18 protein-coding genes are annotated in these 22,450 nt (G+C 72.4%); 1 reads left to right on the forward strand and 17 read right to left on the reverse strand.

The window, feature by feature from the left end:
* Positions 1 to 44: 44 nt before the first annotated feature.
* From PV364_RS09520 to PV364_RS09555, 8 genes are all read right to left on the reverse strand, one after another.
* Complete coding sequence (locus tag PV364_RS09520) at positions 45 to 629, reverse strand: helix-turn-helix domain-containing protein (RefSeq protein WP_319659335.1); 585 nt, start codon at positions 627 to 629, stop codon at positions 45 to 47.
* On the reverse strand, positions 626 to 1,297 hold the full coding sequence (locus PV364_RS09525) for a hemerythrin domain-containing protein (protein ID WP_319659336.1): 672 nt from the start codon (positions 1,295 to 1,297) through the stop codon (positions 626 to 628). The genes PV364_RS09520 and PV364_RS09525 overlap by 4 nt, the downstream gene beginning before the upstream one ends.
* Positions 1,298 to 1,355: 58 nt before the next feature.
* Positions 1,356 to 1,781 carry an OsmC family peroxiredoxin gene (locus PV364_RS09530; RefSeq protein WP_319659337.1) on the reverse strand — a complete coding sequence of 142 codons (426 nt, stop codon included), beginning with the start codon at positions 1,779 to 1,781 and terminating at the stop codon, positions 1,356 to 1,358.
* Positions 1,782 to 2,015: 234 nt separating this feature from the next.
* Positions 2,016 to 3,296 (reverse strand): DUF2201 family putative metallopeptidase, encoded by a 1,281-nt coding sequence (locus tag PV364_RS09535; RefSeq protein ID WP_319659338.1) that lies wholly within the window; start codon positions 3,294 to 3,296, stop codon positions 2,016 to 2,018.
* Entirely contained in the window at positions 3,293 to 4,522 is a 1,230-nt protein-coding gene (locus PV364_RS09540; protein WP_401977002.1) for an AAA family ATPase, read from the reverse strand. Before PV364_RS09540 ends, PV364_RS09535 begins: the two co-directional genes overlap by 4 nt.
* Positions 4,523 to 4,614: 92 nt before the next feature.
* Entirely contained in the window at positions 4,615 to 5,931 is a 1,317-nt protein-coding gene (locus tag PV364_RS09545) for a hypothetical protein (RefSeq protein ID WP_319659340.1), read from the reverse strand.
* A 183-nt stretch (positions 5,932 to 6,114) separates the two neighbouring features.
* The gene (locus PV364_RS09550; protein ID WP_319659341.1) at positions 6,115 to 7,677 is read right to left on the reverse strand and encodes a hypothetical protein; all 1,563 of its coding nucleotides are present in this window, start codon (positions 7,675 to 7,677) and stop codon (positions 6,115 to 6,117) included.
* Positions 7,678 to 7,981: 304 nt separating this feature from the next.
* Positions 7,982 to 9,166 carry an MFS transporter gene (locus PV364_RS09555; RefSeq protein WP_319659342.1) on the reverse strand — a complete coding sequence of 395 codons (1,185 nt, stop codon included), beginning with the start codon at positions 9,164 to 9,166 and terminating at the stop codon, positions 7,982 to 7,984.
* A gap of 73 nt (positions 9,167 to 9,239) precedes the next feature.
* On the opposite strand from PV364_RS09555, the gene PV364_RS09560 reads away from it, so the two are divergent.
* A complete protein-coding gene (locus tag PV364_RS09560; RefSeq protein WP_319659343.1) occupies positions 9,240 to 10,214 on the forward strand; it encodes a transcriptional regulator in 975 nt (324 codons plus the stop codon).
* Between the two features lie 102 nt (positions 10,215 to 10,316).
* On the opposite strand, the gene PV364_RS09565 is transcribed toward PV364_RS09560, so the two are convergent.
* The 9 genes from PV364_RS09565 to PV364_RS09605 form a co-directional block, all read right to left on the reverse strand.
* Positions 10,317 to 11,948: a glycoside hydrolase family 13 protein gene (locus PV364_RS09565; protein WP_319659344.1), complete on the reverse strand. Its 1,632-nt coding sequence runs from the start codon at positions 11,946 to 11,948 to the stop codon at positions 10,317 to 10,319.
* A complete protein-coding gene (locus tag PV364_RS09570; protein WP_319659345.1) occupies positions 11,945 to 13,162 on the reverse strand; it encodes a Gfo/Idh/MocA family oxidoreductase in 1,218 nt (405 codons plus the stop codon). Before PV364_RS09570 ends, PV364_RS09565 begins: the two co-directional genes overlap by 4 nt.
* Complete coding sequence (locus PV364_RS09575; RefSeq protein WP_319659655.1) at positions 13,159 to 14,175, reverse strand: glycosidase; 1,017 nt, start codon at positions 14,173 to 14,175, stop codon at positions 13,159 to 13,161. Before PV364_RS09575 ends, PV364_RS09570 begins: the two co-directional genes overlap by 4 nt.
* A gap of 69 nt (positions 14,176 to 14,244) precedes the next feature.
* Positions 14,245 to 15,117 carry a carbohydrate ABC transporter permease gene (locus PV364_RS09580; RefSeq protein WP_319659656.1) on the reverse strand — a complete coding sequence of 291 codons (873 nt, stop codon included), beginning with the start codon at positions 15,115 to 15,117 and terminating at the stop codon, positions 14,245 to 14,247.
* Between the two features lie 28 nt (positions 15,118 to 15,145).
* Positions 15,146 to 16,108, reverse strand: a complete 963-nt coding sequence (locus tag PV364_RS09585) for a sugar ABC transporter permease (protein ID WP_319659346.1) — start codon at positions 16,106 to 16,108, stop codon at positions 15,146 to 15,148.
* Between the two features lie 9 nt (positions 16,109 to 16,117).
* Entirely contained in the window at positions 16,118 to 17,389 is a 1,272-nt protein-coding gene (locus PV364_RS09590) for an extracellular solute-binding protein (RefSeq protein WP_319659347.1), read from the reverse strand.
* 111 nt (positions 17,390 to 17,500) lie between these two features.
* Positions 17,501 to 18,532 (reverse strand): LacI family DNA-binding transcriptional regulator, encoded by a 1,032-nt coding sequence (locus PV364_RS09595; RefSeq protein ID WP_319659348.1) that lies wholly within the window; start codon positions 18,530 to 18,532, stop codon positions 17,501 to 17,503.
* A gap of 444 nt (positions 18,533 to 18,976) precedes the next feature.
* Positions 18,977 to 21,931, reverse strand: coding sequence for a M14 family metallopeptidase (locus PV364_RS09600; RefSeq protein ID WP_319659349.1), 2,955 nt, complete (start codon positions 21,929 to 21,931; stop codon positions 18,977 to 18,979).
* Positions 21,932 to 22,137: 206 nt separating this feature from the next.
* Entirely contained in the window at positions 22,138 to 22,338 is a 201-nt protein-coding gene (locus PV364_RS09605; protein ID WP_319659350.1) for a cold-shock protein, read from the reverse strand.
* Between the last annotated feature and the right edge of the window lie 112 nt (positions 22,339 to 22,450).

Genomic DNA, 22,450 nt, shown 5'->3' on the forward strand with positions numbered 1-22,450 from the left:
AGCGACGGCGGCCGGGTGCCCCGGGCACCCGGCCGCCGTCCGTGTCAGCGGGGGCCCAGCGCCGCGCGCGCCAGGTGCGACAGGCAGCGGCGCGTCCGGTCCTCGCCCACCTCGGGCAGCAGCGCCGTGATGTGCACGGCGGACAGGTTGGCCAGCAGGACGTGGGCGGAGGCCTCCGGGTCGGCCGCGCCGTCGAGCAGGCTCACCAGGTGGCGGTGCCAGAAGCGGTAGGCGCCCGCCCGGTGGCGGGAGCCGGCGGCCGCGGTCTCGTACGCGCGCACCAGGGCGAGGTGCCGCATCAAGTGATCGACATAGGCGTCGACGAACGCGGCGAGGCGGTCGCCGGCCGGCGCCCCGGGGCCCAGCGGTGGCGGCCCGTGCGTGACGGCCTCCCGCAGGTCGTGCTCCCGCTCGGCCAGCAGGGCCGCGGCCAGCCCCGCCCTGTCGCCGAAGCGGCGGAACACGGTTCCCTTCCCGACCCCCGCGGCCGCCGCCACCTGCTCCATGGTCACGCCGTCCATCCCGCGCTCGGCGAACAGCCCGGCCGCCGCTTCGAGGATCGCGGCGCGGTTGCGCGCTGCGTCCGCCCGTTCCCGCAGCGGCCAGGGCCGCGCCGGGGCGCCGGTCACGTACCCACGCGCGGCGGGGTGGACGTGCCGTACACACGCCTGGCGTGGCTCGCGTACAGCCGGGGCCCGATGATCGGCATGATCAGGCGGGCGGCGAACGGGGCGTGCGCGAGCACCGCCTTGACCACCTCGGGATCGCCCTCGTACATCACCATGCCGAAGGCGAGCGGCAGGACCTTCTTCGGGCTCCCGGCCATGCCGTGCTCCCCGAGGAGCTGCCACTCCGCGGCGGTGATGTACTTCTCCGCCAGCGGCAGGATCTCCTTCTCCTCCAGCGCCATGTGCTCCAGCAGCGCGGTGAGCAGCCGGTCGAGTGCGTCAGCGAGCTCCTCGCCGCCGTGAGCCGTCGTACGCCAGGGCGACAGGAGCTCCGTCGCCTCGTGGAGGGCGCTCTCGATCACATGATGCTGCCCCTCCATCGTGGGCACGATCGCCGCCGTCTCCTCCCCGCCCCGCTCGAGGAGGCGCGGCCACACGATCGCGTCCTCGCCCTCGTGGTGGAGGTGCAGGATCAGGCAGACCTTGTCGGCGTGGGCCGCGACGACCTCGGCGCGCCCGGTGTCCCCCGGCGCGACGTCCCGCACGAGCTGCGGAAGCAGCCGGAACTCCCGCCGCATCATGGTGTGGGCCATGTACATGTCCCGTACATCGGCCATCGGCTCGTTCACTGCCGGACTCACTCGAACCCCGTTCTCACGTTGTGGATGCCGCGACGACCGCGGCCGGTCAGACCAGCCGGGCCGACAGCGTGATCGCCGTACCGGCGAGCGCCTGGCTGACGGGGCAGTTCTCCTTGGCTTCCTCGGCGGCGGCCACGAACGCGTCGTTGCCGATGCCCTCGACGACACCCTCGACGCTCAGGTGGACACCCGTGATGCCCGTCCCCGGCCGGAAGGTCACGTCGGCGGAGGTGACCAGCTGGGTGGGAGGGGTACCGGCACCCGACAGACCGTGGGAGAGCGCCATCGAGAAGCAGCTGGAGTGCGCGGCGGCGAGGAGCTCTTCCGGGCTGGTCCGGCCGTCGGCCTCCCCGGCACGCGCAGGCCACGACACCGGCTGCGCACCCAGGTCCGAGGAGTCGAAGGTGACGACTCCGCTGCCCTCCAGAAGGTCGCCGTCCCAAACGGTGTGAGCGCTTCGTACGGTTGCCACGATGAACCCCTCGCATGCTTGCCTCGGCCCGGCGGCACGGTCCGGTCGCGGACCGGCCCGGTGGACCACCGATCACGTTCGGGGACCGATGCTGTCAGGACGGGGGGCCGCGGCCATCGGGAGGATTGCGTATCTTGCCGCCGGTCGCGTGCACCGGCACTCCTGCCGCGGGCCCGCGGGCATGGGGAGAACTCCCGACCCCGCGGTCCTGCCGGACGGACCCCGGTGGCCGGGCTATCCGATCTCCACCACGCGCGCCCAGTCCGGCGGCGTGTCCGGCACGTAGTCCGGATCGTCCTCGTTCACGGACGAGTGCCGCCGGGGGAACAGTCCCACCACGGTGCGGCAGGCCGGGCTCGTTGCCGGCCACGGGGTCTGACCGTCCGTCAGAACCACGATGACATCGGGGTGGGGCCGCGTGCGGAGCGCCGTGGCGAAACCGGTCCGCAGGTCCGTGCCCCCACCGCCCACCAGGGGAATGCCCTCGCCGCGGCACAACGGGTGCACGATGCGGGCCGACGCGTCGCACGGCACGACGGTGACCATGTCCCGACGGCCGCCCACGGCACGGGAGATGGCGGCGACCTCGAGGAGGGCGCTGCCGAGTTCGGTGTCGCTGACCGAGCCGGAGGTGTCGATGACGACGCAGACCCGTGGCGGCCTGCGCCGCAGGCTCGGCAGGACGACCCCGGGGACACCGGCGGAGCGGCGGGACGGGCGACCGTAGCTGTAGTCCTCCCCCACCCCGGGGCCGGAAGCCGCCGAGCGGACGGCGGCGCCCAGCAACTCCCGCCACGGCTGCGGCGGGTGGAAGGCGTCCTCCGCCCACCGCCGCCACCCACTGGGGGCGCTCCCCGGCCGGCCGGTGATGCCTTGCGCGACGCGGAACCGCACGGCGTCCCGTTCCTGTTCGCCGAGGCCGTCCGCGCCCTCGGGACCCAGGTCCCAAGCGCGGTCGAGGCCGTCGGCGCCGCTGCCGCAGTCCAGCCAGGCGATGCTCTGAGTGAGCGGGACGAGTCCGAACCTGCGCAGGTAGTCCTCCATGAGGAGGCCCGCGGGCAGGCCCAACGACGCCGGCACGACGGCGCCTTCGGGCCGCACCAGGCCGTCGCCGTAGATGTCGTCGTTGATCTCGCAATCGGCCGCGATGTTCATCCGCAGCCGTTCGCCCGGACCGGTCAGGCCGCGCTCCCTCGCGACGCGGTCGCCGCGCCCGTGGTGGTCGCGCAGCAGATGGGAGACTTCGTGCACCCATACCCCGGCCAGTTCCTCCACCGGGGTCCGGTCGACGAACGCGGGCGAGACGTAGCACCGCCAGTGCCGGTCGACGGCCATCGTCGGCACTCGCCGGGACTCCACGGTGTGCAGGGCGAACAGCGCCGTCGCCAGGTAGGGCCGGGCACGGGCGGCGTGCAGCCGGGCGGCGAAGAGCTTCTCGCGGTCCAGGGCCGCGGGGGTGGCGGGTGCCGGTTCGGGCGTGGGTGCGGGGGCCGGCCCCGGCGCGTCGTGCCTCATCGGGCCGCCTTCTCGGCCCGCGCGGCACGGACGGCGGCCTGGTCGGCCCGGCGGGACAACGTCACCGTTCCGGCGAGTCGTTCGATGGCGGCGGGCACGTCCCAGTCCTGCCGGCGCAGCGCGGCGAGGGTGGTCGCGGGGACGACCACCAGGTCCGGGGCCCCGGTCTCCAGCGCCAGGACCAGGAGCGCCCACGCCGCGTCCCAGCGGGACTTCTCGGGGCGCCTGCGGACGGCGTCCACCACGCCGTCGAGCACGGCCTGGCGCAGATCGCCCCGTTCGGGCAGGACGGCCGCCGCGGGATCGGCGAGCAGGTCCTCGGGGTCGGGGAGGTCCATCCGGTCCAGGCTCGCCAGCAGCTCCAGGCCGGGCCCGTCCCCCACCGTTCCCCTGACCAGGAGGGACAGCACGTCCCGGGAGGATCCCGCGGCGGTCGCGAAGGCGGTGAGGTGCAAGGTCATCTCCCAGCTGCGGGGGGACGGCCAGGCGCCGCCGCGGCGCGTCTCGTTGGTGGGCAGCTTGTGCACGAGACCGGGGCGTACGGCCAGCAGCCCGCACACCGCGCGCCGGGCGAAGTCCACGGCCTCGGGCAGCCGTCGCGGGTCCAGCCGCGGCAGGGCCGCCCGGGGCCACGTCCCGCCGAGTCCGCGGACCACGACCTCGGGGTCGTGGGTCCACTGCAGATGAACGAACCGGTTGGCCAGGGGTGGGCTCAGTTCCCAGCCGTCGGCCGCCGAAGAGCGCGGATTTGCTGCGGCCACGATCCGTACGCCCGGAGGCAGTTGGAGCGCGCCGATCCGCCGCTCCAGTACGAGGCGGAGCAGGGCGGCCTGGACGGCCGGCGGCGCGGTGGACAGTTCGTCGAGGAACAGCAGGCCCCGGCCGGCCCGCACCAGGCGCACGGCCCAGTCCGGCGGCGCCATCGGGACACCGTCCGCAGCGGGATCATCGCCGACGACGGGCAGGCCGGAGAAGTCGGACGGTTCGTGCACGCTGGCGATCACCGTGGTCAACGGGAGGTCCAGCGCGGCGGCGAGCTGCGTCAGGGCCGCGCTCTTGCCGATGCCGGGTTCGCCCCAGAGCAGTACGGGCAGGTCGGCGGCCACGGCCAGGGTCAGCGCCTCCAGCTGCGGGTCGGGCCGCGGTTCCGTGGTCGTGTCGCGCAGCAGGTCCAGCAGCGCGCCGGCGACGTCGAGTCGGGCGGGGCCGTCCGGACCGGCGGGCATGTCGGGCGCGGGCGGCAGGGCGGTGGCGGGCATGGGTGATCACCTTTGGATTCGTGAAGGGTGGTGGAAGGACGGGCAGTCCGTGAACCGGGTCAGCGGAAGGTCGCGGCCCGGGGGCGGGAGCGGCGGTCGCGGGGACGGCGCTGGTCCGGGGCGCGGCGGGGTCCGGGGTCGGCGAGGCCCGCGCGGAACAGCCCGTGGGCGATCCGCCGTTCCGCGGCCGTCTCCAGTGCGTCCCGCAGCGGGCCGTCCCGCAGCACGGCCTCGGGACCGAGCAGGCCCTCGACGACCGCCAGGGCACCGGCGGTGTCGCCGTGGTCCAGGCGCTCGCGGACGCCCGGGAGGCAGTCCGGCCGGCGGTGCGCCTCGTCGATCGCCTGAAGGCAGGGAAGGGGGGTGCCGGTCAGCGCGGCCAGCAGTTCCTCCCTGCGGATCTCGTCCTGACCGTGGTCCAGCGGGACGAGGACCCCGTCGACCTGACCGATCCGGTGCCGGGCACCGCGGCACTCCACCATGCGCGGTCGGCCTGCCGGGTCCGGGAGTCGGCGGGACGCGGACGGCGCGTGACCCGGCACGAGGGCCGCGGCGACCAGCGGGTGCAGCCCGCCGGCCGTGAGCGCGCCGGCGCGCAGCAGCTCCAGGTCGGGCAGCACCCAGGTCGCCGCGTCGGGCAGCACCGGCAGCCGGTGGGCGCTTCCGTCCCCGGTCGCGGCCGGGTCGGCCACGTGCACCAGCATCCGGTCCCGCGTGCCCAGTCGGACCAGGACGGTGCCGCCGCGCCGCCCTTCGGCGCGGAGCACGATCTCCGCCTCGGCGGACCATCGGTCGACGGCCCAGCGTGGGTCGGCAGGGGGCGGGCCGTCAGCGGGTGGTCGGTCGGCGCCCGACCGGGTTCGCAACTCGGCCGCCCTGCGGGCGTCCCACAGGTGCCGGTGCAGGTCGAGACGGAACCGGCGGTGCGGACGGGGGTGGGGGTGGGCGCCCGCCGCGGCCGGCGTTCCGTCCCACAGGGCGAGGCTGATGCGCTGGCCGGCATCGGCCCAGGCCGGAGGGGTCCGCACCACGAGGTGCACGGAACGCCCGTCGTCCTGGTACCGGGCCAGGGCGATCGTCAGCCCGGGCCGCAACAGCCCGTCGGGCGCGACCCTCGGCATGTGCCAGCGCAGCAGATCGGGAGCCAGATGGCGCAGATCCGCCCGGACCCGGGCCGCGAGCCGCGCACCGTGAGTGCGCGCCAGCGCACGCAGATCGAGGTCGACGTCGACACCCGCGGCGGCGCACGCGCCCGCCCAGTCCCCCGCTCGGCGGCGGACGGTCGCGGTCTCGATCATCGAGGGGGGCACGGCGTACTCGCGTACGCGCAGCCACAGGGAAAGTCGGGAATCCCCGTACGCGTTCTGAGTGAGCATCAGCACTCACCTTGCGCGGACGGGACCCCCGATCTGTACGAGGAGTGAGTCGTCATCGCGGGGATCCTAGCGCTCCTCGCACGGACGTGCCAGGCGTTTTCGACTCCGATGCGCAGGTGAACAGGCGCCCGTGTCCGACATGGGCGGCCTGCGGCAGGCCGGGGGCGCGACCCACGGCCGGTGTCAGACAAGGAACTCGGCAAGGGGGAAGGAGCGATGGCGACGTGGTGGAACGAGGTAGTTCTGCCGGTGGGTCGTGTGCAGGACCGAGTTGATGCCGGCGTGGGGGCTGCGCGGTGCGACGGGGAGTGTCCTGTCGGGATAGTGGCCGTCCATCGAGAGCCGGACGAGATTGAAAATTGCCGTCGTCGGCTGGAACTGGATGAAGTGCAACCCGGCCGCCGGTGTCTTGCTGTAATGGTCCGCCGCCGGATCGGACGTGTAGTGGAACGGATTGTCCAGCGTATCGAAATCGCCGCGCACGGGGATGGTGGTCCCCGAGGGGTAGTCCTTCCCGTAGTTGCCGGTCATCGGCGACGTGGTGCTGTCCACCTCCGACATGCTCCCCGTGTGACCGTAGGCGTGGTACCTCCGGACCCCTTCCGCCACTTGGGCTTTGCTTTGACCCGGCGGTTGGAGGGCGAACGTACCCGGCGCGGGCGCGGGCGAGAGGCCGGGGTGAAGCATCGCCTGGACGCGATCCGCGTACTGGGGGAAGTTCTTCTCGTACCACGTCACCAGATCTTGGAACAGGTGCGAGAGATGCATGGTGGTCCCCTGTTTGAAGTAACCATTGGGCCACTGATCCGTGAGGCCGGGGAGGGTCTCCAGATTGGCGATGACGCCGGGGCCCATATTCGAGTCCAAAGTGGTGGCGAAGCCGAGGAAGCCCTGCGCCTGTCGAGGAATCGACTCCGCACCGGGGATACCGGCTGCCAGCGCCAGTTTGCTCGGCAGGCCCTGTTGCCCGTAGAAACCGCCCCCGGAGAAGCCCCGGCGGATACTCGTCACCTTGAACAGGCTGCCCGCCCGGCTGCCTCCAGGCCCGAAAAGGGCTTCCTGTGCTGCCTTGATATGGGCGAGCGAGTCACTGCGGAGGAGCACGGCCACGTCATTCTGTTCCAAGCGGACCGGCCCGAAGCCCGGCGGGGACTGGTCGCTGGGGAACGTCCTGGCCTCCTGCAGCGCGTACACGGTACGGCCCTCCTTCTTGGAGGTCGTCACATCGACCGGCAGATACGCCGGGTAGCGTGTTCCCGCCTTGAAGAATCCCGACGCCTTACCCAGGGTGGGAACGTAGTGGTGGAAGTAGGGAAGTCCCCAGGCCACCGTGGTAGCCACTCCCGTCGGAGTGGCCGGGAGTTTGCGTTCCACATCCAAGAGGACGGACTCGAAGTGGTGCTGCGCCTCCTGCAACGCCTTGGCGTTCCCCGGCACATTCAGCCTTGCGGTGATGACATGATTGTGCAGGGCCGGTACCCGCACCGCGATCGTACCCCTGCGGCTCTTCACGCCCGAACCATCGACCATGACCACCTGCTCGTTCTGCAGGATGTACTGCTCCTGGAGGGGCGAACTGTCGGCGGCAACGGGCCGGGAGGGGGGTTTTGCGAGGGTGTCGATCATCTCGTAGATGCCGGCGGATGCCAGTGCGGCACCGACGCCCGCTGTCCCTTGAAGAATGCGTCGCCTGGTCACGTTCCCGCGTGGCCGTCCCGCAGGTGCGTGGTCGTCGCCGTCTTTCATGAAAAGCAGACTCCGTGGAATAGGTGTCCGAGTGGTCAGGGGTTGAAGGGGAAGATGAGGACCACGTGAGTGCGCCGTCGCCGGGGCCGGCACCCGATCAGCCTTCTGCCACGTCTCCCCATGGGGTCTGCTCGCCGAGCGGGATTAGCGGACCGACACGGCCTTGCGCATGCGCCACCGCGGAGCGATGACGGCGAGTGTGTCGGCTCATTGCCATCGTCATTGCCTTCGCTTTCGCGATAAAAACACACGCGGCCCGGGCCGGTGAAGGCGACGCGCGGCCTGAGCGGTTAATTGCCGCGCTTCACGTGACGGCGGGGTGGACGGGCGCCGGGACCGGGCGGAGGCCGGGGGCCAGGAGGAGGGTGACGGTGACGGAGGCGACGGCCAGTGCGGTCATCGCGGTGGCCGGGGAGGTGTGCTGGGCGACGGTGCCGGCGAGGACGGCGCCGAGGCCCTGCCAGGCGAGCATGCCGGAGGAGTGCAGGCCGAGGGCGTGGCCGCTGAGTTCGTCAGGGGTGAGCGACATCAGGCGTTCCTGGAGCACCAGGCTCGCCGCGTAGCCGACCGAGGCGAGGGCGACGACGCCGGCCGCGAGGGGCAGCCCGGGGTGCAGGGCGAAGATCAGGTAGGGGGCGGCGAGGAGGAGCCGGAGAACCGCGCCCGCCCGCTCGCGCCATCGCGGCGGAAGGAACCGGCCCGCCAGTGTGTCGCCCACGAGCATGCCGCAGGCGGCGGAGGCCAGCAGCGCCCCCGCGTGCGCGGGCGTGTACGGCACGAAGAGCGACTCGCAGCCGACGATGAGGCCGTTGGGCACCCAGAGGGCGAGGTACACGGTGCGGCGGGGCCGGGCGGACCAGAGCAGGACGTTCGTCCGCCAGGTCTCCGCGGGCGACGGGCGCCCGACCGCGCGCGGCGGTCTCGCGCCGATGCCGAGCCGGGCGGCGGCCGCCGCCGTGAGGTACAGGGCGGCGCCGACGAGCAGGACTCCGCGCGGTGACAGGGCGGAGAGCAGGAGGCCGCCGACGGCGAAGCCGCAGATCTGCATGGTGCCGGTCGACATGTTGAGTACCGAACGGCCCAGCAGGAAGCCGCCCTTCGGGAGGATCTGGTGGAGCAGGCCGTACCGGACCCCGCCGCCCACGGAGGCCACCAGGCCCTCGGCGCACAGGATGGCGAAGACGGCCCACAGGGGCAGCCCGGGGACGGCCAGGGCGCCTGTGCCCAGGGCGAAGAACAGGGACACCGCGCTCAACGCGGCCCGCGGCGGCAGGCGGTCCGCCGCGGACAGCAGCAGCGTCGCCCCGACCACCTGCGCGAGGGACGGACCGAACATGGCGACGGCGGAGAGCAGCGGCGAGCCGGTGGCGTCGTAGACGAGGGTGCTCAGGGCCAGCCCGCCCACCGTCTGCGCCGCCACCTGGGCGGTGGCGATGAGGAACAGCGGCGTGAACTCCGGTGTGCGGAAGAGCTCTTGGTAGGTGCGCATGACACGGAGTCTCGATGGCGGCTCGCCGGGCGTTTAATGTTTCGCGCGGACGCGAAACGACGGGAGGTACGCGGTGGGCTGGTGGCTGGTGAACACCGAGACGCTGGTGGGCAGCCGGTTCGTCGTCTCGCCCCTGGCGGAAGCCGTCGCGAGCCTGAAACTCCTCGACCGGGGCACCCCCGCCCACCCCGGCGAACGGGCCTGGCTGGACGCCCATCTGCCCGCTTACCGGGAGCGGCTGGCCGGCGACCCGGTGACCGCGCTGCTCGTGCGCACCGCGCTCGGACGCGCCTGGAACGCCGACTTCCTGACCCCCACGCCCGCCGGTGAGGGCAACCCCGGGTTCGAGGAGGAACTGTCCCGGATCCGGGACACCCCGCCGGACCTCGCCCTCGCGCATCTCGCGGTGTCGGCGGACGGCCCGCTCCCCCCGTCGCTGCGCCGGCCGGATCTGCCGGAGCGCGCCGCGGAGATCGTCACGTGGGTGTGGACGCGCTCCGTCCTGCCGGACTGGCAGCGGCGCCGGCGCGTCATCGAGGCGGACATCGTGGCGCGCACCGCGCAGTTGAGCCGCGGCGGCTGGGCCGCGGCGCTGGACGAGATCCGTCCGGGCATGCGCTGGCTCGGCGACGGCCGCTTGCAGGTCAACACCCGCGACTACCCCCCGCGCGACCTGTCAGGCGCCCGGCTGATGTTCGTGCCCGTCACCCCCGCCGCGGGCTGGGTCTCGTGGGACGAGCCGCGGCGGTACGCCGTGGTGTACCCGTGCTCGGGGGCCCTGGCGGAGGCGGGCCGGCGGCCGCGGGTCCCCGAGGCGCTGGGCGCGCTGCTCGGTCCCGGGCGGGCGGCGGTCCTCGTACTCCTCGGCACTCCGAAGAGCACGACGCAGCTGGTCGCCCTCACCGGCCAGGGCCTGGGGTCGGTGGGGCGCCATCTGAAGGTGCTGCTCGACGCCCGTCTGGTTCGGCGCAGGCGCGCCGGCCGGTCCGTGCTGTACTACCGGACGGAGACCGGAGACGCCCTCGTCGTGGCCCAGCAGGACGGCTGAGCGGGCGGGCGAACCGCCCTTCGACGTCGTCCGGCGGCGGACGGAGCGCCGGCCCGCCCACCGCTGCGGCGGATCGTTCACCTCCGCGACCACCGCCGCCCCTCAGGACGGCCGGCGCAGCCAGACCGTGGTGTCCGCGGGCACCGCGGGGCCTTCCAGCGGGGCGCTGGCCAGCAGGACCTCGTCCCCGGCCGCGAGGGGAACGGGGTCGGGGCCGAAGTTGGTCAGGCAGCGCAGTCCGGGTCCGCGGTCGAAGGCGAGCCAGGAGCCGTCCGCCGGGCCCTCGACCTCGGGGGCAGCGGCCACCGGGGCGGGCGCGGCGTGCCGCAGGCGCAGCGCGGCGCGGTAGAGGGCGAGCATCGAGGCCGGGTCGTCCTCCTGGGCACGGACGGTGAGGTCCGCCCAGTCGCCGGGTTGCGGGAACCAGCAGTCGTCCGCGGGGGCGGTGCTGAACCCGTAGGGCGCGGCCGTCCCTTCCCAGGGCAGGGGCACGCGGCAGCCGTCGCGGCCGCGTTCGCGGTGGCCGGACCGCTCCCAGAGCGGGTCGCGGAGCCGGACGTCCGGTATGTCGGCCTGCGGCAGGCCCAGTTCCTCGCCCTGGTAGAGGTAGGCGGCTCCGGGCAGCGCGAGCATCAGCAGCGCCGCGGCCCTGGCCCGGCGCAGCCCGAGGGGGCCGCCGCCGTAGCGGGTGACGGGCCGGACGGCGTCGTGGCTGGAGGCGACCCAGGTGACCGGGGCCCCGACGGCGCGCATGGACGCCACCGAGCGCTCGATGACCCCGCGCATCTCCGTCCCGTCCCAAGGGCTCTCGAGGAAGGCGAAGTTGAAGGCCTGCTGCATCTCGCCGGGGCTGACGTAGCGGGCCAGCCGGGCGGGGTCGAAGACGGCGGCCTCGGCGACCATCACGCGCTGCCCGGGCGGGACCGCCCCGGGCGGCGCCGGGTGGGTGTCCAGGAGCCGCCGCCAGGTGCGGAACAGCGGGTGCAGTTCCTCCTGGTCGTAGTACGGCATCAGGTGGTTGCGCAGGATGTCCTGGTGCTGGCCGGGTCCGGCGTCGGGGAGGCCGGGGGCCTTGAAAAGGGTGTGGGCGACGTCCACGCGGAAGCCGTCGACGCCCCGGTCCAGCCAGTGCCGCAGGATCCGCTCGAAGTCGGCGACGACCTCGCGGTGCCGCCAGTCGAGGTCGGGCTGCTCGGGCGCGTGCAGGTGCAGGTACCACTCCCCCGTGCCGCCGTCCGGTGCGGGGACGCGGGTCCACGCGGGGCCGCCGAACGCGGACTGCCAGTCGTTGGGCGGCAGTTCGCCGTGCGCGCCGCGCCCGGGGCGGAAGAGGTAGCGGCTTCTGGCCGCGGAGCCCGGCGCGGAGGCCAGCGCCTCGCGGAACCAGGGATGGGTGTCCGAGGTGTGGTTGGGGACGAGGTCGATGAGGACGCGCAGGCCCAGGGCGTGGGCGCGGGCCACGAACGCGCCGAAGTCGGCCTCGGTGCCGAGGTCGGGGGCGACGGCGGTGTGGTCGGCGATGTCGTAGCCGCCGTCGGCCAGCGGCGACGGGTAGAACGGGGTGATCCACACCGCGTCCACGCCGAGCCGGCTCAGGTGGTCCAGCCGCGCGGTGACGCCGGGGAGGTCGCCGACGCCGTCGCCGTTGCCGTCGGCGAAGGAGCGCGGGTAGATCTCGTAGCAGACCGCGTCGCGCCACCAGGGCGTGCCGGACTCCGGTTCCGGGGTGCTCACAGGGTCCTCTCGAAGGTCGGCGGAGCGGGGACAAGCACGGTGCGGCCGGTCTCCGCGGACCGCGTGGCCGCCTCCGCGACGGCGACCGCGGACCGGCCGGACGCGGCGTCCGCCACGGGCGTGCCGCCGTCGGTCGCGCAGCGCACCAGGTCGGCGAAGGCCGCGCGCACGCTCTCGGCGTACACATGCTGCTTGCGGGCCTCGCCGCCCAGGTCGACCACGCAGGTCACCCGGTGGGGCACGGTACGCACCACGCCGCGGCCCCGCGCGGGCCCGGCTGAGCCCGCGTCGCGCTCCACGAAGACGGCGATCCGCTCCTCGCCGTGCGGCCGCAGGCCGGGGACGGCCAGCAGGTCGGCGGCGCGGCCGGGGAGTCGCTCCCAGCGGCGGGCTCCGTCCTCGTCCGTCCAGGCGGTGATCGTGGCATAGGTCGGGATCCAGCCGGTGACGCGGGCCTCGGCGAAGCCGTAGTCCAGGCGCATCAACTGGCGTTCCGCACGGTGGGCGTGGGTGAAGGAGTGGGTGTGGGTGGCCACGGCGCCGCCGGGGTGCGTGGCGGTGGCGACCACGATGTCGACGACGCCCGCCGGATCACCGCCGTCCCTGCGGACGGCCGTGCCCTGGACGGCGACGGGGTCGCTCCCCATGAGGGCGCGGGCGGCGTCGAAGAAGTGCACGCCGTGCTCGATGTGGATGCCGCCGCTGTGCGCGGGGTCCCAGAACCAGTGGCCGGGGTCCAGTGCCTCGTCGGCGGCGTCGTTCTCGAAGGCGAACCGCACCAGCGGGTCCAGCAGCCCTTCCCCGCGCAGCCGCTCCAGCACGCGCAGCACGGGGTTGTAGCGCAGGACGTGGTCGACGACGAGCACACCGGCGGAACGGCCGGCCTCCGCCTCCACGCGCAGCGCGTCGTCGAGGGTGGTGGCCATCGGCTTCTCGCTGAAGACGTGCCGTCCGGCACGCAGCGCGCCGACCGCCAGGTCGGCGTGCGTGACGGGCGGGGTGGCCAGTGCCACCACGTCCACTCCGGGGAACGCCGCCAGTGCGTCCGCGTCGGGGCAGACGGCGGCTCCGTGCCGCCGCGCGAGGGCGGCGGCACGGTCGCGGTCGGCATCGGCGCACGCCACGATCCGTACGTCCGGAAGGCCGGCGATCGCGTCCAGCAGGTAGGCGCCGAAGGCGCCGCAGCCGGCGAGGCCGACACCGAGGGCGGTCACTGCACGCGGTCCAGACGGGCGACGCCGATGTGGGCGTCGGCCATGCCGTAGAACACGTAGCGGACGCCGTCGATCTCCTCGATGGCGGTCGGGAACACCACGTTGGGCACGGTGCCGGAGCGCTCCTCCTCGGTCTCCGGCGCCATCAGCGGCTCGTCGGTGCGGGCCAGGATGCGCGCCGGGTCCTGCGGGTCGAGGATCATCGCGCCCGCGGCGTAGCTGACCTTCTGCTGCTGGGCGAACGGGTCGTCGATGCTGCCGGACACGCCGTGGTGGATGAGCAGCCAGCCCTCCTCGACCCGGATCGGGGCCGGACCGGCGCCGATCTTCAGCTCCTCCCAGGGGTGCTCGGACAGGGCCACCAGGCGGTGGTCGCGGGGGCGGGCCAGGGCGCTGAGGTCCTTCTCGACCTCGGCGACGGGCACGTAGGAGATCCAGATGCCGGGGCGCTCGTCGGTCACGCCGGCGGGCAGGTGCACGCCCTCGCCGGGCCGGAACCAGCCGAGGTCCCACATCGGGCGGTGCAGCATCGCGAAGGCGGGCTCGCCGTCCGGGCCCGGCACGGGCTCGGGGAAGTGCACGACGTCCTTGTTCGGGAAGAGGTTGAGGTCGGTGTCGAGGTCGGCCTGGTAGGCGAACTGGATCGGGCCGAGGCGCTCCCAGGTGACCAGGTCCTTCGAGACGGCCAGCGCCGGCTTGGGGCCGAGCGGGCCGTAGGCGACGTAGGACATGACGTGCAGGCCGAGGGCCTCGATCCAGGTGGTGCGGGGGTCCTCGACGCCCGCGTTGTTCTTGCCGCGCTCCCAGCCCGCGTCGGGGGCGAGGACGACGCCGCGGCGCTCGACGCCGGTGGGCACGCCGTCCTCCAGTACGACCTCGGCGAGGCCGACGCGGGAGATGTTGCCCTCCGCGACGAGGCGGGGCAGCAGGTGCAAGGTGCCGTCGGGGGTACGGCCGGAGGCCGGGTTGAGCACGCCCTCGGCCTCGGTGGCCTCGCCGGGCAGCGGGGACATCACGACGCCGACGCGGGTGAGGCGGTAGGGGACGGAGGTGGTGCCGGTGGTGCGGTCGTTCACAGGGGTTCAGCCCTTCGTGGCGGAGTCGATGTCGGTGGAGGTGAAGCGGCTCTGGAAGACGAGGTAGAGGGCCACCGCGGGCGCGGCCAGCACGCAGGCGCCGGCCAGGATCGCGCCGAACGGGTTGGCGGCGGCGGAGGAGACGGTGCTGATGTAGTTGGCCAGGGACACCGCCAGCGGCTGCATGCTCTGCTCCTTGGTGACCAGGAACGGCCAGAGGAACTCGTTCCACGGCCCGGTGAAGCTGAGCAGCACCACCGAGGCGATCGCCGGCTTGCACAGCGGGATCGCGATGCGGAGCAGGATCTGCAGTTCGCTGGCGCCGTCGATGCGGGCGGCCTCGAACATCGCCTGCGGCAGTTGCAGGAAGAACTGCCGGAAGATGAACACCGCGCTGGTGTTGATGGCGAACGGCAGGATCATGCCGAGGTAGGAGTCCGCCAGGCCGTAGTCCCGCACGATCAGCACGTACAGCGGGATCATGAGCAGCTGGAACGGGACGACCTGCACCAGCAGCACCATGGCGAAGGTGGTCCCCTTGCCCCGGAAGTGCAGCCGGGCCAGGGCGTATCCCGCCAGCAGGCCGAAGACGGTGGTGCAGATGATGACGCCGCCGGTGAAGATCCCGGAGTTGACCAGGGAGCGGCCCAGCGAGATCGCCGAGTTGATCTCGGAGTAGTTGTGCAGGGACAGGTTCCCCGGGCGGGGGAACGCCCCGGCCGGGCTGCTGTCGGGCTCACGCTGGAGGGAGCCGATGAGCATGTAGTAGAAGGGGAAGAGGAAGGCGAACGCCCCGAGGAGGAGCGCCAGGCGCGACAGGATGCGGCGCGCGCGGGTGTGCGTGTGCCGGTGCGGCGTGTGACGCACCGGAGCGTGCATCAAGGTGGGGGCGTGGGCGTCGGCCATGTCAGTCCCTCTCCAGCACGCGGCGGTAGACCAGGGAGACGGCGGTGATCAGCACCACCAGGATCACGCCGATCGCCGCGGCCTCGTCCGGGTGGCCCTGCTGCAGACCGCGCTGGTACATCAGCAGTACGGGCGAGGTGGTCGCGCCGTCCGGACCGCCGCCGCTGGTCAGCAGATACGGCTCGGTGAACAGGTTCGCGCCCGTCACCGTCGCCATGACCAGCACCAGCAGCGTCGCGGTGCGCACCGCCGGGACGGTGATCGACCAGAACATCCGCACCTTGCCGGCGCCGTCGAGCGAGGCCGACTCGTAGAGCTCGCCGGGCACGTTCTGCAGCGCCGACAGGTAGAGCACGATGAAGAAGCCCAGTTGCTTCCAGGCGACGAACACCGCGATCGTCGGCATCGCCAGGTGCGAGTTGACCAGCCACGACGGGCTGGGGGCCAGCGGTCCGAGCGCCTGGTTCACCAGTCCGTTGGAGTTGAACAGGAACAGCCACACGCCGACGACCGCGACGCTGGCGGTGATGTACGGCACGTAGTAGGCGGTGCGGAAGAACGCGCGCCCGCGCAGCTTGGAGTTGAGGGCGGTGGCGAGCACCAGGGACGCCCCCACCGTCAGCGGCACGTTGATGACCAGGAAGATCGCGATGTTGAGGAAGGAGTGCCACACCGCCGGGTCGGTCAGGACGCTGGTGTAGTTGGCGAACCCCACGAAGGGGCGGTCGACCTGGGCGCCCGGCGCGGCGAAGAAGTAGTCGTGGAAGGACATCCACACCGCGAAGCCGAGCGGGTACAGGAAGATCGCGGCCAGGTAGAGCACGTACGGGGAGACGAAGGCGATGCCGATCGGGTGCCGGCCGGCGAACCGCAGCCCGCCGGCGCGCGGCCCGCGGCCGGCCCGGGGGCGCGCCCCGGGCCGGGCCGGCCCGGGGCGGACGAGGTCATGCTGCGTGGAGGACATGGCGTCGGCTCACTGCTTCGCGAGGCCGTCGACCTTGCCCGCAGCCTCGTTGAGGGCGCTGCTCACATCGCCCTTCCCGAAGATGACGGACTTGGTGTACGCGTCGCGGAAGGTCTGCCAGATCTCGACGGAGTTCGGGACGTTCGGGGCCTCGACGGTGTGGTCCGCCTGCTCGGCGAAGGTCTTGTACTCGGGGTGCGAGGCGAAGTACGCGGGGTACGTGGTGACGAGGTCGTGACGCATCGGCATCTGGCCGGTGGCCTCCAGCAGCTTGCCGTCCTGCTCCTTGCTGGTGGCGAACTTCAGGACGTCCCAGGCCGTGCCCTTGTTCTGGCAGGCGGTGAACATACCGATCGACTTCTCGTCGCTGAAGGTGCCCTTGGCGGCCGCGCCGGTGGCGGTGGGGACCGGCACGGCGCCCCACTTGACCTTGTCGCCGTACACGGAGACCGCCCACGGGCCGACGATCGCCATGGCCGCCTTGCCGTCGGCGAAGGAGTCGCCGTTGTACTGCTCGTTGGGCGCCAGGTGGTCGGCGTACATGGTCTTCCAGAACTCGGCGGCCTTGACGCCGTCGGGCGAGTTGAACTGGGCCTTGCCGTCCTCGACGAGCTGCTTGCCGGTCTGGGCCGCGAACAGCGGGTAGAAGTCGAACCAGGACTGGTAGAACTCGGAGGTGGGCGCGGGCCAGATGGCGGCGTGCACACCGCTCTTGACCAGGGTGCGCGAGGTGTTCAGGAAGTCCTGGTAGGTGGCGAGCTCGGGGTGCTCGGGGTCCAGGCCGGCCTTCTTGAACAGCTGCTTGTTGTAGAAGATCATGACGGGGTTGCTCTTCCAGGGCATCTGGTAGTGCTTGCCGTCGGGCGAGGCGTACTGGGAGAGCCGCTCGCCGGTCCGCTCCTGGAGGTACTTCTCGGCACCCGGGAAGTCGTCGAGGGCCACCAGGCCGCCCTGCTTCTGGAAGCCGGGAACCGCGGCGGGGGCGGTGTTCAGCACCAGGCACGGGGCGTTGCCGGCCGTGATGGCCGCGCCGATGACCTCCTCGGAGCTCTTGCCCGCCGGTATCTCCTGCGCCTTCACCTTCTCCTTCGGGTGGGCGGCGTTCCAGTCGGCGACCATGCTCTTGCCCCAGGCGACTTCCTGGGCGTTGTTGGAGTACCAGACGGTGATCGGCCCGTGGGCGTCCTGACCGCCGCCGGTGCCGGAGCCGCCGCTGCCGCACGCGGCGAGCGGCACGGTCAGGGCCACGGCGGAGAGTACTCCGAGGAGGGTCTTCTTCATTGCGGTGTGCTCCATCTTCTCAAATGCGGATGAAACGGCTGTTCCGAGGCGTCGTCCGGCCACGGTGACTGCCTTCAGGAGAGAAAAACGTCGGGGGCGCGCGGGGCGCGGTCAGAGATGCGGTCTCCCACTGGGCGCCGGACCCGTGGAACCGCGCAGCATGAGCGCCGCGGGTTCCAGTTCCACATGCGGGGTCGCGCCGGTATCGATCGTCTCGATCAGGGCCAGCGCGGCGGCACGGCCCCAACGGGCGGCGTCGGCACGTCCGGTGGTGAGCGAGGGGCGGGTCCAGGAGGCCAGCGGCACGTCGTCGAAGCCGACCACGGAGAGGTCCTCGGGCAGTCTCAGGCCCGCCTCCTGCGCGACCGCCATGCCCGCGGTCGCCGACAGGTCGTTGGCGTACACGATGGCGGTGGGCCGGTCGGGGCGTGAGATCAGCGCCTGCGTCGCCAGCGCGCCGCCCTCGGCGGTGAACCCGCCGGGCAGCACGGGGCACGGGGGCAGGCCCGCCTCGGCGAGAGCGTCCTGGCAGGCCCGCAGGCGCCGCTGGGCGTGCAGGTACTCCTCGGGGCCGGCGACGTAGGCGATGTTCCGGTGACCGAACTCGACCAGGTGGCGTACGGCACCGGCGACCACGGGACGGTCGTCCAGGTTCACCGTGGCCAGGCCCTCGATGCCGCCGTCGGCCCCCACGGCCACGCCGGGCAGACCCAGTTCCCGCAACAGCCCCGGCCGGGGATCGTCCACGCGGAGGTCGGTGAGGAAGACCCCGTCCACGCGCTGGTCGTCCACCAGGCGGCGGTAGGTGTCCATTTCGCGCTCGGGCCGGCAGACGTGCAGCATCAGTCCGTCACCGGAGTCGGCTATCACCGACTCGATGCCCGCCATGAAGGCGGGGAAGAAGGGGTCGCTGCCGATCAGGTCCGGCTCACGGGTCAGCACCAGGCCCACCGCGCGGGCCCGGCCCGTCGACAGGGCGCGGGCGCTGCGGCTCGGTGTCCAGCCCAGCTTCTCGACGGCCGCGCGGACCCGTTGCTGGGTCGCGGCGGCCACTCCGGGGCGGTCGTTGAGGACGAACGAGACCGTGGCCCTGGACACGCCGGCCAGCGCGGCGACATCGGCGATGGTGGGGCGTCTGGCCATGGCGAACTCTCCGGGGACGGCTGCGGACGGGCGCCACCTCGGCATCGTGGGCTCCGTCGGGCGGCGCGCGTCGAGGCACGCCGTCCGGCGGCACCTTCGACGCCGGAAGCAACACGTTCTGTGCTCGCATAACGGTGCAATAACGGCGAAGCGCTTGCGTCACTTGGCGTTTGAACCGGTTTAAACGAGCGATGTCAGGAACCATGGCCGCGATGACGCCGGGTGTCAAGAAGTTGTTTGGAAACGCACGTCGATACGCGTTATTTTGAGCGAAATGTCCTAAATGCCATCAAGGGCACCGACCACCCCTCGGCCCGGCAGGCATGACGCGGCGTTACCGGTGCCCACGCCTGCGAGATGCGCACTCAACGGACAAAAGGGGCGGGCGGCCCGCCCCCGTAAGGGATGCGGACCGCCCGCCGGACGATCAGTGTGCGGTGCGCCTCACCGACGCAGCGCGCCGAGTGCCTTTCCGAGCAGTGCCGCGCGGTCGGCCGCCGAGGCCAGGTGCTCCAGGCCGAAGCCCAGCAGCACGGTGTCCTCCGTGGTGACCGCTCCGTACGTCTGGAACAGCGCACCCGTGCGCGCCCAGTCGTGGACGAGGGCGGGACTGCCCGGGGGCGGCCCCGCGACGGTCCACGGGCCGAACGAGGTCTCGAAGCCCTCGGTCTCGGTGACCGCGCCGCCGATGACGAGCGAGGCCTCGTCGACCTGGAGACCCTGGCCGCCGGAGTTCGGGTCGGTGACGTAGCTGAGCGAGACCTCGACCGTCTTGCCGGCGTAGGCGCTGAGGTCGAAGTTCACCGGCTGCCAGCCCGCGGAGGAGCCGGTGAAGCTGTTCCACTGCCCGGTGGTGCCGGTCGCGGTGCAGCCGTCGGTCCCCGGGGTCAGGTAGTGCTTCAGCCACGGGTGCTCGTCGATGTAGAAGCCGGCCTCGCACTCCGCGGGCACGTCGGTGCCGGTGGCGCCGCCCGTCTCCGGGAGTGTGGTCCAGTCGTCCGCGCCGACGGTGTGGATCTCCAGCAGCGCGTTGTCGTAGCCCGGCTCGGTGCTCCACAGTAGACGGGTGCGGAGCGCGGGCGCCTGGGCCGCGCTCACCCCGGTCAGGTCGATGGTGCGGGTGAGCCGGTTGTACGCGTCGTCGGCGTGGACGGCGGCGGCCATGAAGGAGCCCGCGTACGGCGCGTTCGGAGGCGCGGTCCCGTCGAACTTGCCCGCGCCCGCGCTCGTGAACTGCGGGTAGTCCTCGGGCGCGAGGTTGTCCGAGGTGACGCGGTACGTGCCCGCCCGGTCCAGCGGATTGCCCGGCGCGGCGCCGAGGGGACCGCCGACGCCGCCCAGCGCGCCGGACCCGGTGAAGGCGGTGGGCCCGGCCGTCGACGTGCGCGAGTAGGCGCCCAGGTAGTACTGGCTGAAGTCGTTGGACAGGTTGCCGCCACCGAGGTCGACCGACCCGCCGGCCTGCTCGCCCGCCTCGATCACCTTGCCGCGCTCGTTGAGAAAGGCGCGCAGCTGCAGCTGGGTGGCGTTGCGGGGCGCGGCCGCGCCGGTGTAGTGCACCACCGTGCGGAAGTGCCCGAGGACACCGAGCGCGTCGGGCACGCCCTGCGTGGCGACGTCCCAGACCGCCGCCTTCTGGCCGTTGGCCTTGAGCGCGTCGACGTAGACCTGGGTCTGGGTGGCCGCGGCGCCCTCCTCGGCGACGACCAGCACGTCCGCCTTGGGCCGGTCGGCCACGGTGTAGCTGAAGTGCGTGCTGGAGACCCGCTCGCCGCTCTTGGTCTCCCCGGTGTACCAGACCTCGACCGTGTCGCCCGGGTCGCCGTCCCTCACCTTGGCGCGGTACTCGTCGAAGTAGAGGTTGTCCTCGCCGCCGTAGGTCTCGCCGCCGTTCCAGGAGTGCAGGGCCTCACCCTTCGCGGGGCCCCCGTTGACACGGTAGTTGAGCCTCTTGTCGCGCAGCGCCTCACGGACGACGACCGAGACCTCCTGGTCGGAGCCGCGGGAGTACGACGTGGTGAAGGTCGCCGGCGTGAAGTCGGCCGCGTCCAGGCCCACCGAGGAGGACGGGGTGTCCGGGTGGGAGGCGGTCTCCGCGACGGAGAGCGCGAAGGGGATGTTCTTCTCGAACTCCTGCTGGATCAGCGTCTCGTCGTCCGGGAAGTTGAAGACGGACTGGCAGTCGGCCGCCCGCCACTGGTCGTCCGGGTCGCTGTTGGAAGCGGTCTGGCAGGTCGACATCTCGGGCGTGAACATCGCCATGCCGTTGACGTTGGAGGCGTGGCCGTCGGCCTCGCCATTGGTCGTGTACAGCTCCGAGGAGACCTGCGGGTGGTAGCCGGGGATGGCGGAGTTGTCCGGCGTGCCGGCGAGCGAACGGTACAGGACGTCGTCGGGGGTGTCGGTCGCCACCTGCCAGCCGACGCCGTACAGGAGCAGTTCGGCGGCGGAGTGGTAGTTGATGCCGTAGGTGAAGTCGACGTGCTTCTCGAAGGCGTCCAGCGCGCGCGTCTCGGGCTCGGAGGCGGGACTCGCGCCGCGGTAGGTCTCGCTGGCGGGGCTGGGCGAGGAGCCCTCGTCGTCGTAGCCCCACTTGTAGCCGAAGTTGCGGTTGAGGTCGACGCCGTCGCCGGCGGATATCACGCCGTCGTTGTTGACGTCCCGCAGGTTCTTGCGCCACAGGCGCTTGCCCGGGTCCTGGAAGGTGTAGTCGTAGCCGTCCGGGTTGGCCGAGACGACGAACCACAGCTCGGTGGAGTCGACGAGCTTCTTGATGCGCGCGTCGGTCGCGTAGTGGTCCAGGTAGTAGTGCATCAGCCGGCGGGTCATCTCCGGCGTGATCCACTCCCGCGCGTGCTGGTTGGACATGTACAGCACGGAGGGCTTCGAGCCGTCCTTGGACCTCTTCGCGTCCTTGGTGAGCTTGAGCGCCAGGATGTCCTGGCCGCGCACCGTCTTGCCGATGGAGACGACCTTGGTCAGACCGGGGTTCGCCTGGCCCGCGGCCAGGATCTCCTCCTTGATGCCGCCCGCCCCGCTGTACGGCCGGAACACGCCTTCGGCCGCGCTCTGCACGCGCGCCTCGGACCTGGCGGCGAGGGCGTGCTCGGTGAGGGGCACGCCCTTCTCCTCGAGCTGCGCGGCCTGCCGGTCGGTGAGGTAGACCTCGACCGTGGCGGTGCCGCTCTCCGGCGCCTGCTCGCTCAGTTCGTGGCCGTCCTGCCCCGCTTCGAGCAGCAACGGGATCTGGCTCTTGGTGACTTCCGCGCGGAACACCTTGACCTCGTCCGCGTCGCCGCCGGCCGGGATCGGGCCCCGGGCCTGGGCGACGGGCGCGATGGCCGCGCTGCAGAGTATGAGAGCGCCGGCGATGACGGTCGTTAAGACTCTGGGTCTCACGACTCTCCTTCACATGGGTCTCGACAAGAACGCCAATACCATAAGAAGTTCACGCGCCAGTCAAGGGTGTCTCAAGGCGCGCTCTCGTCACCGCGACCCCGCGGGCACCAGCGCCCTGTGTCGGCCGGAAGCACGACGAGCGGGGCCGTCCTCCCGGCGGAGGGCGGCCCCGCTCGTACGGGCACGGCCCGCGAGCAGAGGGCGGATCAGCCGCGAACGATGTTCTCCGCCTGCGGGCCCTTCTGGCCCTGCGTCACCTCGAAGGTGACCTGCTCGCCTTCCTGGAGCTCGCGGTAGCCGTTACCGACGATGTTGGAGTAGTGGGCGAACACGTCCGGCCCCCCGTCCTGTGCGATGAAGCCGAAGCCCTTTTCGGCGTTGAACCACTTCACGACTCCAGATGCCACCGTGTCCATCCCTACATGTGCCGACGTGGCAGCGCACCCAGGTGCGCCGACGGGCCCCCGCGGCTGCGGGCCCCCGAGCCTGCTTACCCGAGGATGCGGACGTCTATCCCCC

The organism is Streptomyces sp. MI02-7b (assembly GCF_033793585.1).
In the GTDB taxonomy this organism is placed as follows: Bacteria; Actinomycetota; Actinomycetes; order Streptomycetales; family Streptomycetaceae; genus Actinacidiphila.

What these genes read in the sequence shown, in the direction of transcription:
- PV364_RS09580 (WP_319659656.1), bottom strand. Translation starts at nt 15,117, where the DNA reads ATGCACGCTCCGGTGCGTCACACGCCGCACCGGCACACGCACACCCGC.
- PV364_RS09540 (WP_401977002.1), bottom strand. Translation starts at nt 4,522, where the DNA reads ATGCCCGCCGGTCCGGACGGCCCCGCCCGACTCGACGTCGCCGGCGCG.
- PV364_RS09535 (WP_319659338.1), bottom strand. Translation starts at nt 3,296, where the DNA reads ATGAGGCACGACGCGCCGGGGCCGGCCCCCGCACCCACGCCCGAACCG.
- PV364_RS09590 (WP_319659347.1), bottom strand. Translation starts at nt 17,389, where the DNA reads ATGAAGAAGACCCTCCTCGGAGTACTCTCCGCCGTGGCCCTGACCGTG.
- PV364_RS09575 (WP_319659655.1), bottom strand. Translation starts at nt 14,175, where the DNA reads ATGTCCCCGCTGCCCGGCGAGGCCACCGAGGCCGAGGGCGTGCTCAAC.
- PV364_RS09595 (WP_319659348.1), bottom strand. Translation starts at nt 18,532, where the DNA reads ATGGCCAGACGCCCCACCATCGCCGATGTCGCCGCGCTGGCCGGCGTG.
- PV364_RS09555 (WP_319659342.1), bottom strand. Translation starts at nt 9,166, where the DNA reads ATGCGCACCTACCAAGAGCTCTTCCGCACACCGGAGTTCACGCCGCTG.
- PV364_RS09545 (WP_319659340.1), bottom strand. Translation starts at nt 5,931, where the DNA reads ATGCTCACTCAGAACGCGTACGGGGATTCCCGACTTTCCCTGTGGCTG.
- PV364_RS09550 (WP_319659341.1), bottom strand. Translation starts at nt 7,677, where the DNA reads ATGAAAGACGGCGACGACCACGCACCTGCGGGACGGCCACGCGGGAAC.
- PV364_RS09585 (WP_319659346.1), bottom strand. Translation starts at nt 16,108, where the DNA reads ATGTCCTCCACGCAGCATGACCTCGTCCGCCCCGGGCCGGCCCGGCCC.